Origin of the sequence: Olleya sp. Ti.3.14 (assembly GCF_038154885.1) — a bacterium.
Classification (GTDB): domain Bacteria; phylum Bacteroidota; class Bacteroidia; order Flavobacteriales; family Flavobacteriaceae; genus Olleya.
This window is the reverse complement of record NZ_JBAKAO010000006.1, coordinates 22,910-36,085: the sequence shown is the minus strand read 5'-3', so window position 1 is coordinate 36,085 and position 13,176 is coordinate 22,910. Positions and strand designations below refer to the sequence as shown.

At 31.9% G+C, this 13,176-nt stretch carries 14 protein-coding genes; 6 read left to right on the top strand and 8 right to left on the bottom strand.

All coding sequences use genetic code 11. From position 1 onward, the window contains the following. Positions 1–7 precede the first annotated feature (7 nt). Positions 8–406, top strand: a complete 399-nt coding sequence (locus V6251_RS09570) for a hypothetical protein (RefSeq protein WP_341588046.1) — start codon at positions 8–10, stop codon at positions 404–406. Here V6251_RS09570 and V6251_RS09565 read toward each other — a convergent pair whose 3' ends face one another. Continuing rightward, a complete protein-coding gene (locus tag V6251_RS09565) occupies positions 407–1,459 on the bottom strand; it encodes a flavin-containing monooxygenase (protein WP_341588045.1) in 1,053 nt (350 codons plus the stop codon). 191 nt (positions 1,460–1,650) lie between these two features. Here V6251_RS09565 and V6251_RS09560 point away from each other — a divergent pair, with 191 nt between their 5' ends. From V6251_RS09560 to V6251_RS09550, 3 genes are all read left to right on the top strand, one after another. Then, the gene (locus V6251_RS09560; protein WP_341588044.1) at positions 1,651–1,941 is read left to right on the top strand and encodes a hypothetical protein; all 291 of its coding nucleotides are present in this window, start codon (positions 1,651–1,653) and stop codon (positions 1,939–1,941) included. 56 nt (positions 1,942–1,997) lie between these two features. Continuing rightward, a complete protein-coding gene (locus V6251_RS09555) occupies positions 1,998–2,156 on the top strand; it encodes a hypothetical protein (RefSeq protein WP_341588043.1) in 159 nt (52 codons plus the stop codon). Between the two features lie 111 nt (positions 2,157–2,267). Beyond that, positions 2,268–2,798, top strand: a complete 531-nt coding sequence (locus V6251_RS09550; protein WP_341588042.1) for a DUF421 domain-containing protein — start codon at positions 2,268–2,270, stop codon at positions 2,796–2,798. A 70-nt stretch (positions 2,799–2,868) separates the two neighbouring features. Here V6251_RS09550 and V6251_RS09545 read toward each other — a convergent pair whose 3' ends face one another. Continuing rightward, positions 2,869–4,383 carry a S8 family peptidase gene (locus V6251_RS09545; RefSeq protein WP_341588041.1) on the bottom strand — a complete coding sequence of 505 codons (1,515 nt, stop codon included), beginning with the start codon at positions 4,381–4,383 and terminating at the stop codon, positions 2,869–2,871. 240 nt (positions 4,384–4,623) lie between these two features. After that, the gene (locus tag V6251_RS09540) at positions 4,624–4,911 is read right to left on the bottom strand and encodes a Sec-independent protein translocase subunit TatA/TatB (protein WP_145002937.1); all 288 of its coding nucleotides are present in this window, start codon (positions 4,909–4,911) and stop codon (positions 4,624–4,626) included. Positions 4,912–5,017: 106 nt separating this feature from the next. Between V6251_RS09540 and V6251_RS09535 the strand changes: the two genes are divergently transcribed. Next, positions 5,018–6,778 (top strand): aromatic amino acid hydroxylase, encoded by a 1,761-nt coding sequence (locus tag V6251_RS09535; RefSeq protein WP_341588040.1) that lies wholly within the window; start codon positions 5,018–5,020, stop codon positions 6,776–6,778. Here the strand turns inward: V6251_RS09535 and V6251_RS09530 are convergent. Both V6251_RS09530 and V6251_RS09525 read right to left on the bottom strand, forming a co-directional pair. Then, the gene (locus V6251_RS09530) at positions 6,775–7,377 is read right to left on the bottom strand and encodes a hypothetical protein (protein WP_341588039.1); all 603 of its coding nucleotides are present in this window, start codon (positions 7,375–7,377) and stop codon (positions 6,775–6,777) included. The two genes, V6251_RS09535 and V6251_RS09530, sit on opposite strands and share 4 nt — an antisense overlap. Positions 7,378–7,412: 35 nt before the next feature. After that, the gene (locus tag V6251_RS09525) at positions 7,413–8,165 is read right to left on the bottom strand and encodes an enoyl-CoA hydratase/isomerase family protein (protein WP_341588038.1); all 753 of its coding nucleotides are present in this window, start codon (positions 8,163–8,165) and stop codon (positions 7,413–7,415) included. A gap of 85 nt (positions 8,166–8,250) precedes the next feature. Between V6251_RS09525 and V6251_RS09520 the strand changes: the two genes are divergently transcribed. Then, the gene (locus tag V6251_RS09520) at positions 8,251–8,556 is read left to right on the top strand and encodes a rhodanese-like domain-containing protein (protein ID WP_341588037.1); all 306 of its coding nucleotides are present in this window, start codon (positions 8,251–8,253) and stop codon (positions 8,554–8,556) included. On the opposite strand, the gene V6251_RS09515 is transcribed toward V6251_RS09520, so the two are convergent. The 3 genes from V6251_RS09515 to alaS all read right to left on the bottom strand — a co-directional run bounded on the left by V6251_RS09515 (position 8,551) and on the right by alaS (position 13,072). After that, the gene (locus V6251_RS09515; RefSeq protein WP_145002952.1) at positions 8,551–9,162 is read right to left on the bottom strand and encodes a DUF4230 domain-containing protein; all 612 of its coding nucleotides are present in this window, start codon (positions 9,160–9,162) and stop codon (positions 8,551–8,553) included. The two genes, V6251_RS09520 and V6251_RS09515, sit on opposite strands and share 6 nt — an antisense overlap. 318 nt (positions 9,163–9,480) lie before the next feature. Further along, a complete protein-coding gene (locus tag V6251_RS09510) occupies positions 9,481–10,425 on the bottom strand; it encodes a GSCFA domain-containing protein (protein ID WP_341588036.1) in 945 nt (314 codons plus the stop codon). Positions 10,426–10,456: 31 nt separating this feature from the next. Then, complete coding sequence (alaS, locus tag V6251_RS09505; RefSeq protein WP_341588035.1) at positions 10,457–13,072, bottom strand: alanine--tRNA ligase; 2,616 nt, start codon at positions 13,070–13,072, stop codon at positions 10,457–10,459. Between the last annotated feature and the right edge of the window lie 104 nt (positions 13,073–13,176).

Here is a 13,176-nt window from a genome sequence, read left to right as displayed (position 1 = left end):
TAATTATATGGACTTTACTTTATCTATAGAAGAAAACGAAGATTTTTTCACTAATAAGATGATTACTTTTGAAAAAAGATACATCCTTCAGCATTACTTTAAAAACAGAATTAAAATAAACGAAGTAGAAAGACGCATATTAGAAAATTGCCATACTGATGAAATTGAATCTATTGCTTTAATTGGGTATTTACTTGGTGACAAAAGTCCACTAAACATTTTTAGATTACGACTTGGTTCATTTTTTAAAAGCGATTTAGACTTAGCAAAATGCTGCCAAGATTTATTTACTGAAAATGATATTAAAGATGCCGAAGCTATTTTATTTCATTATGAATATGAAGAAAACGACCACATAGAGAGACCCATTTTTGAATATTATTACAAACGCCCAAAAACTAATTAGCTATTTAATATTATCCTTTGTAAGCATTACATTAGCTAAATAACTTGCATCTTTAGACACACCTCCTAATGTCGCAGAGCCACGTGTATACATCCAAGGTAAACCAATAAAGTATAAACCGTCAATATTGCTAACTCCTCTATAATTTTTTGGATAACCATTAGCATCCAATTCTAAACCTTGTATCCAATTAAAATTGGGACGATAACCTGTTGCCCAAATCACATTTTTAATGGTTGAAACTTTTTGTTTTTCAAAAAAGACATCATTATTTAAAGCATCCTTTGTTCGTCCTACCGCAATTACATTCTCTCTTGACAAAATTTCCTTAACATCTGTTCCAATAACGGGTTGTGTCGATGAGTTAATTTTTTTTCCTATCCAACTATACTTACTATAACTTAAAAAACCAACTACAGTAAACCACCACCACAACGTTTTACCTAAAAAATTTTGTGGTAAAGATTTTACTGTTGTATCGCCAGAAAAGTAAACCGTTTTAGATGTATCCTTAGAGATTTCATTTAGTATTTGATACCCAGAATCTCCTCCTCCTACAACCAAAGCATCTCCTTGTTGTAATTGCTTAACACCTTTGTAGTAATTACTATGCATTTGCAAAGTGCTTTTAGAAATTTTGGTATGACAAGGCGGTGTATATGGTATATGGAATGGACCTGTTGCAACAATAACGTTTTTAGCTTCAATCTCGCCAGCATCATGCTGAACAAAAAAACCTGTTTCAGTTTTACTTACAGAGGTCACTAAAGTGTTTAATTGTATTGGTATATTAAATTTTTTGACATAATCCTTAAAATAATTAGCAACATCAACCTTAGTTGGATAATATCCTTTAGGTGCATCAAATTTTAAGCCTGGTAAATGGTTATATTCTGTTGGTGTAAATAACTTTAAAGAATCCCATCGGTTTAGCCAAGATGCTCCAACCTCTGACTCTCCATCTAGCACCAAAAAATTTACATTCATTTTTTTTAAATGATAAGCCATAGCCAATCCTGCTTGTGCGCCACCAATTACTACATAATCCAACATCTAAATTCCTTTTTTAATTTAATGCAAAAGTACCCACAATTTATCAATCAGAGCAATAAAGACTAACTCAAGATTAATAATTAAAAGATTGCTAATTATGTACACGTATAAAAAAACGTGCTTAACTAAACCAAATGCCTTTTACACTAATTACTATTTTAATTATAAGGTAAATAGCATACTTTTATAATATGAAGCACAATTTAATACTGATTTTTATAATTCTAATTGCACAAATAATTAGTGCTCAAAATACTGTTGAGGATAAAACCTTGACTTTAAACGACAATATTACATGGTTAAATGATTTTGAGAAACTAAAATTAAAAGTCAATAGAATTACTATTTTCAAGCAGAAAATAAACGCAGACACATTATTTACAGCTAAAGCTGCAAATTCTAGAATTCAATTTAAAAACAAAAGCAACCCTATTTTGCCTAAAGAAAAAATAGAGTACGATTGCAAAATTCAGTTTTACTAAATTTAAACGAACCTAATTATTATTTACTTGATCCTATAGCGTATCCTAAAACGACAATGGTTCTAAAATTAATAAGCTTAAATAATATTGAAGATTTTTATATTATAAAACCAGCTAACGCTGCTGCTTTATTTGGAGAGCAAGCCAAATGTGGTGTCCTTATCCTTAAAACCAAAAACAAGCAACTTATAAAAAAAGTAAAACAAATATTATAATTGCATGTAGCAACTAGCAATTTAACAACATTTAACTAAAGTTTTTTATTGCCATTTATTTTTACGAAATTTAAGCTAATAACGTAAAAAATTAACCACTAATACATAAACATGGATTGGATATATTCTTTAAGTGACCCTTTATGGGAAACTATTTTAGGAAGCCTTATATTATTTGTAGTCATTATTATATTAACCAGAATTATTGGTTTACGCTCGTTTGCTAAATTTACAGCATACGACTTTGCATTTACTATTGCTATTGGTAGTATTATCTCTTCAACTTTAACGTCAAGTACTTCCATTACACATGGTAGTGTTGCAATTGCAGGCTTACTATTTTTAACTTATATTTTTTCTACTTTACAAAAAAAGTTTCCTAGTATAAACACTTTAATATCAAATAAGCCTTTATTATTAATGAAAGGTCAAACCATTTTACATGACAATTTAAAACATGCGAGAATTGAAAAATCGCAATTAATAGCTAAGCTAAGAGAAGCAAATGTGTTAGACTTTAAACAAATTGAAGCTGTGGTTTTAGAATCTACAGGAGACATATCTGTATTACATAAATCCTCTGAATCTGACGACACAAATTTAAGTGCTGAACTCTTAAAAGGTGTGAGAGAAACACCTTAATCAAACCTATTATAAAATAAAAAAGCCTCTCAAAATATTGAGAGGCTTTTTAAATTATCACTTATACTATTTACTGCACTGCTTGTAAGGCATCAATATTACCATAACCAAAACTACTGTTCTTGTTAGGATAAAACTCGGCAGATTGCTTTAATTTATTTAACACTTGTGTTCTAGACCAAGATGGATGTCTTGACCAAACTAATGCTGCAATACCAGCTGTAGTTGCTGTTGCTACAGATGATCCACCTGTGTAACGTCTATCTCCATTATAAAAACCTAAAACTGGAGGTGCTTTACTTGTGTTATTATCACCTTCCATAATAATTGTAAAATCTATTTTATCTCCACTGTGACACACTTCGCATCTGTCATAATTTGGACCATCATCAACTCCTGTTACAGCAACAGTCTCAGACATAGTTGCTGGAAAAATTACGCCAAATCCATTTGTAAAACTAGTAGACGTCCCTCCTGCTGCAAAAATTAATTTACCTTTACTATATGCATATTTAACAGCATCTTTAATATTACCTATAGACCACACATAACCAATTGACATAGATATAATTTTGACATCACTTCTGTTACCTAATTGTGTTAATGCTGCAGACACACCTTTACGCTCATGATAGTCGTTAAGTAAAACATCTTCTGTTGCTCTGTAAGCTACTAAGTTTGCATTATATGCTACACCAACTGGCATACCATTATCATTACGTGGTGCTGCCATAGTAGATGCCATAGCTGTACCATGTCCACATTTATCATGAGGTCCATCATAATTATTAGACCACCACCATGACGAGTCAATAAAGGTTCCATATTTTTGTACAAAGCGACCGTTAGAATAACCGTCATTAATTCCTGAGGTATTTAATAAGCTTTGTGATGCTGATACACCTGTATCAATCAACCCTATAGTTATACCTGATCCAGTACTATAATTCCATGCTTGCGGAATATTATGCTTGTTAAAATGCCAAGATACTTGTGCATTATTTGGTGCTATTGTTGTGTAATGCGATGCGTTTATGGCATCTGCATTTTTATCACACCCTGAGCTTGAGCGTGCATTATTTACGGTTTCGTAGTGATTATAACCGTTAGGCTCTAAATATCTAACACCATCTGTTTGTAATAATTGTTTTATAGTTATATAGTTTTCTACTTTAACGTCTACAACATTTATTATATCATGTTCAAACATTGTTTTTTCACTTTTTTTGTAAGCTTCATTAGCTTCTACTAGTTGCTCTATATTAGACAAGGTAGACTTTAAGCGCTCTGTTTTGACCTCTGCAAAACTTTCTCCTTCTTCTCCATATCCTATGGTTAAGATATTATTTCCTCTAACAACTGCACTCCATAAGGTATGTGGTGTAACGTCCTTCCAATCAAAACTTCCGGTTTCAGTAAGGCTAGTATTAATTATAGCATTAATTTCTGGGATTGTCAATGCTGCTTTTTGGTCGTCGTTAACTGTGGTTTCTTGAGGATTGTCTAGATAGGCCTCATCCTGACAAGCATTTAAAAAAGCAAAAGTCATTAATAGTAATGACAATTTAAGTACACGTTTTTTCATTTTATATAGTTTAAGGTTGATGCTTAAATATATAAATTATTCTTAAAGAAAAGTTAATAAAATTTACAAATTAACAAACAACCACTAAACAAAATAGTAAATCGACATATTTTTAAGAGTAATGCATTGCGTTAGCGGTAGCAATGACATCCTTTTTTTGCTGCCATATATGGCAAAAAAAGATATAATGGATGACGCGACCCTTGTGGTAACGCCCAAATAATTAAAATAAATTTTGAATTATAGTTTACGACGTACAGATCCTGTAAACTCTTCTAGATCGTCTTTAACTTTTTTAAGCTCCTCGTTTACATCATTGGTGATGCTTGTGTCTAGACCGTTACGTTCTGCAGATTTTGTGATTTCGGTTTTAATATCATTAGTTGCGTCTTTAAGTTGGCGCATACCTTTACCCAAACCTTTGGCTATATCTGGTACATTTTTAGCACCAAATACCATAACAACGATAAGTAGGATGAAAAATATTTCTCCTCCGCTTATAAATAAAAATGTTGCTAATTTAATCATGGTACAAATATACTAAGTTGTTTTGATTGTTTGAATAAACTACTGTTTTTTTTAAGAGTCTTTTAGTACGATTTTTGTATTTTTACATCAAGTGAAACACAATACTATGGCGTTTAAAAATATTGAATCTAATCCAATTTTAGATCGTTTACCTAAGCATTTAAGACAATTTATTAAACCTCAAGATTATGAGGATTACTCTGCTATTGATCAAGCAGTTTGGCGTTATGCTATGCGTAAAAATGTGGATTACCTAAGTGAAGTAGCACATAATACTTACCTAGAAGGTTTGCAACAAACTGGTATTAGTGTGGATGCTATACCTAATATGTATGGTATGAACCGTATTTTAAAAGCTATTGGTTGGGCTGCTGTTGCTGTGGATGGTTTTATACCTCCTAATGCTTTTATGGAGTTTCAGGCGTATAACGTCTTGGTTATTGCTAGTGATATTAGACAATTGGAACATATTGAGTATACGCCTGCTCCAGACATAATCCACGAAGGTGCTGGTCATGCGCCAATTATTGCTAATCCTGAGTATGCTGAGTATTTAAGACGTTTTGGTGAGATTGGTTGTAAAGCGATAAGCTCTGCCAAAGATTACGAGTTATATGAAGCTGTGCGACACTTATCTATTATTAAAGAAGCTCCTAATACACCACAAGATCAAATTGATTTAGCTGAAAAAGCAGTTGAAGATTTACAGGATAACATGGGTGAACCAAGTGAAATGGCTTTGATTAGAAATTTACATTGGTGGACAGTTGAGTATGGTTTAATTGGCACAATAGATAATCCAAAAATTTATGGTGCTGGTTTATTATCGTCTATTGGTGAGAGTGCTTGGTGTATGACAGATAAGGTTAAAAAGTTACCTTACACGATCGACTCTACCTTTCAGAATTTTGATATCACAAAACCGCAACCACAATTATATGTCACTCCGGATTTTGCACATCTAAGTTTAGTTTTAGAAGAATTTGCAAATACTATGGCTTTGCGTACTGGTGGACCAAGTGCAATTAAAAAACTGATACAAAGCGAAGCTTTAGGAACTATCGAGCTGAGTACTGGTTTACAAATATCTGGTGTATTTACTAATATGATAGAACATAATGGTAAAGTAAGCTACATACAAACTACCGGAAAAACAGCCTTAGCTAATAGAGATAAAGAGCTAGTTGGACATAGCACTTTAGAGCATCCTGATGGTTTTGGATCGCCAATTGGTAAATTAAAAGGTATTAATTTGGCTATTGAAGACATGTCGCCTAGAGATTTACGCGCTTACGATATTTATGAAGGCGAAACAGTTACTTTGGAATTTGAAGGTGGTATTATTGTTAAAGGTGAAATTATTACTGGAACTAGAAACCTACAAGGTAAAATTATATTAATTAGCTTTAAAAACTGTACAGTAACCCATAACGATACTATTTTATTTGAACCAGAATGGGGACAATATGATATGGCTGTTGGTAAAGAAGTCGTATCAGGTTATTCTGGTACTGCAGATTTACATAGTTTTGATTTAATTACACACACCATTAGTAGTACAACTATACATGAGGAAAAATCATCTGAAAAACTAGAACTTATAGCGCTTTACAAACAAGTACGTGATTACAGAGAAGGGACTAACTTTACTATTTCTAGAACTAAAGTGTTAGAGCAATTAATTAACCGTTTTCCGATGGATTGGTTATTACCTATCGAGTTATTTGAATTGGCTAAAAAAGGGAATGAAAATGAATTATGTAATACTATTTTGGATCATTTAGAAACAATTAAACAAAACAAACCTGAAGTAGGACATTTAATTGACGATGGTATTAAGATTGCTAGTCAGGAGATCGTGGTTTAAGATTTTGTAATACTATATTGTACGGTCGCTTTAATTGTATTTTCTTCATTAAATGAAGACATAACAATAGATGCTTTTTTAACCTGTTGTTCCTGTAAAGGCACAAACTGTATATTGGTATATGCTACATTTTCAATTACAATTTCTGACACACCAATTAGCTTTTTAGATTTTATATCAATAGGAATAAAACTATAGAAATCTTCTCTTTTAAGGATATCATTTTCAGTATAAGCATTAAAAGTCAGCGTTTTAAATAAGTGTTTTGATAGTAATATGTCTTTAATTACCAAACCCAATAATATAACTTGTGCATTTACACCAACTGATAATTGACCAATAGTTATTGCTAAATGAAAGTGTAAAAACTGTGATAAATCAAAAATATCATTTTGATATGCTACGTAAGGGATTTGAGCTACAATCCATAGTATAGTTAAATAATAGAAATTAAACTTTTTAGCAAAAAACAAAATTGAAGCTACAATGCCTAATACACTAACTATTGCACTTAAATTTAACACTATAAATCCATTATTAAATAACGTTAAAATACTAGATGCAATAACATAAGTGTAGAAGATTTTTAATTTTTGCATTTATATGTTTTATAAATTAGATATAATTAAAAAACCTACTTATAGCTCTTCAATTTCTCTTTAGTAAAATCACTTAAAACTAGTTTTCCGCTAATTTCGGCACGCTCTAAAAGAGAAACACACCACTCATTGGTGTCTTCCCATAGCACTCTTTTAAGTTCTAACAAAGCTTCTGGATTGTAACTTGCCAATTTAGCAGCTAAACTATCTACAGCATTATCTAACGCTTCAACAGAATCAAACACATTAGCATATAAGCCTTTTTCTTTCGCATATTCTGCAGTAAAAAATGATTCGGCATCTATTGTCATTTGAGAAAACGCAGTTTGACCCATTTTTCTAGTAACTGCAGGCTCAATAACAAAAGGTCCAATTCCAATACTAATTTCGCTAAGTTTTATGGCAGCAAACTTAGTAGCCAAACAATAGTCGGTTGCACTTGCCAATCCAACACCACCTCCAACAGCTTTACCTTGTACGCGACCAATAATTAACTTTGGACATTTACGCATCGCATTAATTACATTTGCAAAACCAGAAAAAAAGCGCTTACCCTCTTCTAAATTAGTAATAGCCACTAACTCTGTAAAACTTGCTCCTGCACAAAATGTACGCTCGCCTCCACTTTTTAAAACAATTACTTTAATGTCATTATTTTTACCTGCATCTTTAATAGCTATTTCCAATTGTTTTAAAATTGGACTAGGCATCGCATTATGTTCTGGTGTAAAAAAAGTGATGTAACCTATGTTATTTTCAATGGTTTGATTAACGTATGCTTGAGACATATACTGCTTTTTTTTAAGTTGAAGTTACACAAATTTAAGGATTTTTAAGTTTCAAATTAGTAGCTTTGTAATAAACAATTATACTATGGGAATTTTTAGTTTTCTTTTTGGAAATAAAGCCAATAAAATAAAAGAATTTACAGATCGAGGTGCTGTTATATTAGATGTACGCTCAAAAGCAGAATATGACTCTGGAGCTATTCCTGGTTCTAAACATATTCCGTTACAACAAATACAAGCAAAAGTTGCAGATATTAAAAAATGGAACAAGCCAGTAATTACTTGTTGTGCAAGTGGTATGCGCTCTGGTAGTGCTGCAGCCATTTTACGCAGCAATGGTGTAGAGGTTTTGAATGGTGGTGGATGGCAAAGCCTATATAATAAGCTATAGTTTTAAAATTTCTAGCCTGTCTGGATTATCTATTTTACTGTCGTTGTACTGCAACGTCCAACCCAAACTATTGGTTAAAATATAAAATTTAGACAGCTCGCTTACCAATCTGTTTTTAGCATTAATACGTAAATTTGATGCCTCTATTTTTTTTGTTATTCGAGTTGTAACAATTTCTTTTATTTTATTATAATCGTCGTGGTTAAAAGCGTTAAGGTATCCACTTTCTACATCATAATATTCTAAATTTGGATAGATTTTTAATTCTTCTTTAGGAATAGATTTTATTTTTAAAACCTTATTAATACTATCTATTTCATATTCAATTTTACTTAAATCATAAGCCACAGTAACCTCAGCATTTACTATAACCAACGCCTGTTTATCTGAGGTTAAATTAGCAAATAATGCTTTTGAATTTTTATAACTGTAGGCATCACTAAAATATCCTTCGGTAACAATTAATTTACCAACATTATTTATTTGTTTTTGGATTAATGCAGAGTGTTCTCTTACAACTGTTTTATCTGCACTTCCCTCTGTACATTTCTTTATTGCAAAAGAAATTACAAACGCTATTACTATACCTATTACTATTTTTCGCATACCATAAAAGTACATAAAAAAAGCATTTAAGATTTTAATAATTATTTAAAAATTTAGCAACATTTAAAACCTACCGTCACTAATTAAAAAGAGACTTTTAAGAATCGAAAAAAACTTAAAAAATTAGTAACAAAAAAAACACCAACATAAAAACTAGATTGGCAGTTCTATGGTTGGTGTTTGAAAATATAATGATTAATAGCTCAATAAAAATAAGCCTACTTTTTCGTTTAATATTTTTTATTCGACAAACAGATAAATAATTAGTTGTAAGCATCATTTGTACAAAAACACCTACATATCAACACCTTACAATTATTAAAACTTAATATTTGGATACTGATTTGTTAGTGTAATTTGTCTTTCTACTAATTGCTGTACAAATTTAAGATGTGCAGTCGAGTTAGGATTAAATGGTTTGTGTTGTAGTCCTTTTTGAATAGTATCTACTTCAGACATAATAGCAATAGCAGAATCTGCCATCCAAACCGTTTTAAACCTATCCCAAATATAATCGACCGCTAATGGACTTGGATGTAGCAAATCTTGGTTATAAAAACGGTAATCACGCAACTCATCCATCATAATTTCGTAAGATGGAAAATAATGAGATTGGTCATCCAACACTTTATGGAGCGCAGCAAGTAAATGCGATTTACTTTGTGTGTTTTCTATAAAACCATCTTTGATATGTCTAACAGGTGATACTGTAAATATAAAATTAACCTTAGGATTTACCTTTTTTACTTGTTGTATAATTGACTGTAATGCTGCTACAATAACATCTACACTTAATATTTGTTTTTGAAATTGCTGCTGCGGAATTTTATGACAGTTAGCTACAATTTTATTAGTCTTTAAGTAACGGTATACCCAAGCTGTACCTAAAGTGATGACAACATGTGTGCTTTGCTTTAAATAATGACTAGTCTTTTGCGAAGCTGCATTAAGTTGATGCAATAATAAACTTTTGGTATGTTGACTTAATTTTGAATGTGCATCAAAACTATGAAACTGCTCGTTATTAATAAACACGTCATTCTCTGCATATTTTTTACCATGTAATGCATTAGACACCAAATTATGAATCGCTATTGGATGAAACAAAATACCAAAAGGATTAACATAGTGCTGAAACTTGAAATATTCAAATTTTTCGCCAATATTTTCCGCAAAGCATGAGCCTAACAAAAACACTTTAGAGTTATAATCTATCAGATTATACTCTTGTTTTTTTAATGGTATTTTAGTCTGTAGATTCACTTTTAAAATAACTAGCTTGTATATATCACATTTAAGAGATATAATCCTTAGCTGCCTGTAAAGCATTTGCAATACCTGCTGGATTTTTACCTCCTGCTGTTGCAAAAAATGGTTGTCCACCACCTCCACCATGGATGTGTTTTCCTAACTCTCTAACAATGGTTCCAGCGTTAAGCCCTTTAGCGTCCACTAAACTTTTAGACACATAACATGATAGTATAGCTTTACCATCATTTTCTGCTCCAAATAATAAGTATAAGTTATCAAATTGGCTACCTAACTCAAAACATAAATCTTTAATACCTGAAGGATCTAAATCTAATTGTTTAGCCAAGAAGTTTACTCCGTTTATTTCTGTTATTTCATTTTTAAGCTCGCCTTTTATATTCTTAGCTTTATCTTTAAGTAATTGTTCTATTTGCTTTTTAAGACTTGAATTTTCCTCTTGAAGATTCTGTAATGCTTTAACAGGCTCTTGTGCGTTGTTAAGCATATCTTTCATTTCAAAAAACGATCTATTATTTTCGTGGTAATACGACTTAACAGCATCATTTGTAATTGCTTCAATACGACGTATACCTGAAGCAACTGCACCTTCAGACACTATTTTAAAATGCCAGATATCTGCAGTGTTGTCCACGTGTGTTCCTCCACATAATTCTATAGACTGACCAAAACGTACTGTACGCACAGCGTCTCCATACTTTTCGCCAAATAAAGCCATAGCACCTTCTTCAATCGCTTTTTCCATTGGTACGTTACGACCTTCTTGTAATGGCAACTTACTTTCTATTCTAGAATTTACAAAGTTTTCTACATCACGTAATTCTTCAACAGTTAACTTAGAAAAGTGAGAGAAATCAAAACGTAAATATTTAGAGTGTACTGCACTACCTTTTTGCTCTACATGCTCTCCTAAAACCTCTCTTAAAGCTTGATGCAATAAATGTGTTGCTGTATGGTTACATTCTGTTCTGTAACGTTGTTTCTCGTCAACTTTTGCTACAAATACTTGATTTACATCTCGAGGTAACTCTTTAGTTAAGTGAATAATAACGTTGTTTTCCTTTTTAGTATCTACAATATAAAATACGTCACCATTCCCAGCTTGTATATATCCTTTATCTCCAACTTGTCCTCCACCTTCAGCATAAAATGGTGTTAGATTAAAGACTAGTTGGTGCATCTCGCCATCTTTTTTAGAAACGACTTTACGGTATTTTGTAATTTTAACTTTAGCCTCTAATTGATCATAACCTATAAACTCTTGGTCTTCATCTTGTATAAGCACAGTCCAATCGTCAGATTTTAATTCTGATGCTTCACGACCTCTACCTTGTTGTTCTTTTAAACGCTTATTAAATTCGCCTTTATTATAAGAGAATCCTTTTTCTCTTAAAATTAAATCGGTTAAATCTTCAGGAAAACCATAGGTGTCTTTAAGTTCAAAAACCTTAGAACCAGACACTTGCTTATCCGTTGCATTATCTACAATACGATCTAAAATAGCTAAACCTTGATCCAATGTTCTTAAAAAAGATGCTTCTTCTTCTTTAATTACATTTTCTATTAATTGTTTTTGTGCTTTTAATTCAGGGAATGCAGCACCCATTTTTTCCGTTAAAACATTAACTAAACGGTAAATAAATGGTTCTTTCTTATCTAAAAAAGTAAAACCATAACGTACTGCACGACGCAAAATACGACGGATTACATAACCAGCTCCTGTATTACTTGGCAATTGCCCATCTGCTATAGAGAAAGCTACTGCACGAACATGATCAGAGATAACACGAATAGCAATATCTACTTTTTCTTCTTTATTATAATCTTTCCCAGTAATGGTTTCAATCTCTCTAATTATTGGCGTAAATACGTCTGTGTCGTAATTAGATTGTACGTTTTGCAATACCATGCATAAACGCTCAAACCCCATTCCTGTATCAATATGTTTGTTAGGCAAACCCTCTAAGGTTCCGTTTGCTTTACGGTTGTATTGCATGAAAACTAGATTCCATATTTCCACAACTTGTGGATGGTCTTCATTTATTAAAGTCTTACCATCTACTTTAGCTTTTTCTTCTGCAGATCTAATATCCACATGGATTTCGCTACAAGGTCCACAAGGTCCTTGCTCTCCCATTTCCCAGAAGTTATCCTTTTTATTTCCTTTTAAAATACGGTCTTCACTAATGTACTGTTTCCAAATATCAAAAGCTTCGGTATCCATTTTAAGGTCATCCTCATCATCACTTCCTTCAAAAACGGTAACGTATAATATATCCTTATCAATTTTATACACTTCGGTTAACAATTCCCAAGCCCAAGCAATTGCTTCTTTTTTAAAATAATCACCAAAAGACCAGTTACCCAACATTTCAAATAATGTGTGGTGGTAGGTGTCATAACCAACTTCTTCTAAATCGTTATGTTTTCCAGAGACACGTAAACATTTTTGACTATCCGTTAAACGATTATTTTTTGGTTGACCGTTACCTAAAAAGTATTCTTTAAAAGGAGCCATTCCGGAATTAACAAACATTAATGTTGGATCATCCTTTAACACCATTGGTGCAGAAGGCACGATACTATGTTTTTTATCTTCAAAAAATTTAAGAAAAGTTGCGCGTATGTCTTGAGAGTTCATAATACTATGTTGATAATCTTGTTAGCATAAGCTTAACGCTTATTAAAACAATTTATATATTTGTTATTCGTTACTATTTTGATAAACTAAAATATTCAAGTTTA